Source organism: Xenorhabdus griffiniae (genome assembly GCF_015163655.1).
In the GTDB taxonomy this organism is placed as follows: Bacteria; Pseudomonadota; Gammaproteobacteria; order Enterobacterales; family Enterobacteriaceae; genus Xenorhabdus; species Xenorhabdus griffiniae.
On record NZ_JADEUF010000237.1, the window covers coordinates 1 to 1,643 of the forward strand.

The window sequence follows — 1,643 nt, forward strand, 5'->3', positions numbered from 1 at the left end:
CGGCGGCATCTCGTCGCCTAAGAACAATAACGGACTGGAACTCATCTATATTGATGACCAGGTGCAAAAGGACGGTTGCATCACCATCAAGACATTCCACCGTCAGCACACTCATTTACCTAAGCAGTTCCAGAACAAGCGGATAAAAGACATTGTCGATGGTGAAAAGGTCTACTATGCCGATGCTGAACCTTGTGATATTCCCGAAGGCTGTCGATTAGATGTTCGTGTCCAGATGCCGGAGGATTCGGTGTGGAATTTGAGGCAGGGGAAGGTGACAGAGGATGGTGAACAGGTGACATGGTAGATGAATAAGCAAAAAGCCACCATAAGATGGCTTTCTGCAAGGGTATTTAATTCAGGCAACTTTATGATAAGTTCGTGCTAGTACTTCTTCTTTGCGAGCATATAATTCTGTTACAATTTTATCTAATCGCCTTGAAAGTGCTAGCATTTTATTAATGCTCTGTTGTTTGGTCATTGATAGTCTCCTAGGTATATTTATATTAGTATAGCGGTGATTTTTTCAACATCATTGCACTATTAGCACACATTTCTGGATTTTTAATTTTGATATCGTTTATTAGCATTTGTGCAATTAACAGGATTTGCTGAAGATTAAGATCGTCATGCTGTTTAGCTTCATGGCTCAGTTGCGAGACGATATCAGCCAAATCATCTAAGGATGGGTCAGTTATTTCATGTAATTTATCAATCCCTAGCTCAGCAAGACTTACAGTCACAAACTCAACTAAACCAGCTACAGCTTTCTTTATGCCATATAGCTGTCTTTCCTGAACAGACGCCTGAGCATCATCCTTAAGTACTGCATTATGAAATTGATGGGTCACAAATTATACTCCATATATAATACTTGACAATGTATTTTGCAAGGTATGTCTGGTAAATAATCATTAACTACGCATCCAATAATGAAAGAGGTGAAACAACACCAATGAATTTCAATCAACTGATTTTGTTTAATTTAACTTCTAATGAATTTAAATTCTGCAAACTTATATTTGTCAGTTACTTAACAGATTATTAACTAATATTATGTTTGTAGCTTACCTCTTTATGCTCAAGCGTTCAGAAACACTACTATCATCCTACTAAATAATGCTACTAAGCATCACTTCGCGCCTGTGCAGGGCATCATACACTACATTACTTTTATTGATATTTGATAGGAGATTGTCTGATTTTTGAGATAACTGCCATAATTAATTCACACAGAACTAAATAAAAAATATTATTTCAACTCAAAACTGTATCACTAGTTATATTATTGCCTTGTACCCACTTGTCCCACTCCCCACACAATCCCCATCAATTTATTCAACTATCCCCATTCGTTAATATATTCGGGCTGTCCAGCAATTAATAATTAAACAAGGAAATAGTATGTCTGACGTTATTAAGCCCGAATGTGAATGTCCATTCGATCCAAAACAATATCAGTGTGATTGCTTTATTGCCCCAGTAGGTTCTTTCTCTTGGGCGTTGATTCAATTAAAACTTCGCAAACGTGTTACCCGTTCTGTCTGGGGTGACAAAGGAATGTATCTGGCGATTACACCACGTGTGAGTAACTTAATCGTAGAAGAAGGCAGTGCTTACGCGGTTGATGGTGTAGCGGTTGG

The 1,643-nt window shown here is 37.9% G+C and carries 4 protein-coding genes; 2 read left to right on the top strand and 2 right to left on the bottom strand.

The genetic code is table 11. From position 1 onward, the window contains the following. Nucleotides 1-307: phage tail fiber protein (locus IQ211_RS19130; RefSeq protein ID WP_476756477.1), on the top strand; the 307-nt coding region annotated here is incomplete at its 5' end. A 51-nt stretch (nt 308-358) separates the two neighbouring features. On the opposite strand, the gene IQ211_RS19960 is transcribed toward IQ211_RS19130, so the two are convergent. Continuing rightward, nucleotides 359-481: a hypothetical protein gene (locus IQ211_RS19960; protein ID WP_262985625.1), complete on the bottom strand. Its 123-nt coding sequence runs from the start codon at nt 479-481 to the stop codon at nt 359-361. Nucleotides 482-506: 25 nt separating this feature from the next. Beyond that, nucleotides 507-851 (bottom strand): hypothetical protein, encoded by a 345-nt coding sequence (locus IQ211_RS19135; protein WP_189761386.1) that lies wholly within the window; start codon nt 849-851, stop codon nt 507-509. Nucleotides 852-1,404: 553 nt separating this feature from the next. Here IQ211_RS19135 and IQ211_RS19140 point away from each other — a divergent pair. Next, on the top strand, nt 1,405-1,643 hold a 239-nt coding region (locus IQ211_RS19140; RefSeq protein WP_193836469.1), incomplete at its 3' end, for a Thoeris anti-defense Tad2 family protein.

Bases quoted from the DNA above. Each gene is read 5' to 3' on its own strand.
- IQ211_RS19960 (WP_262985625.1), bottom strand. From the start codon at position 481: ATGACCAAACAACAGAGCATTAATAAAATGCTAGCACTTTCAAGGCGA.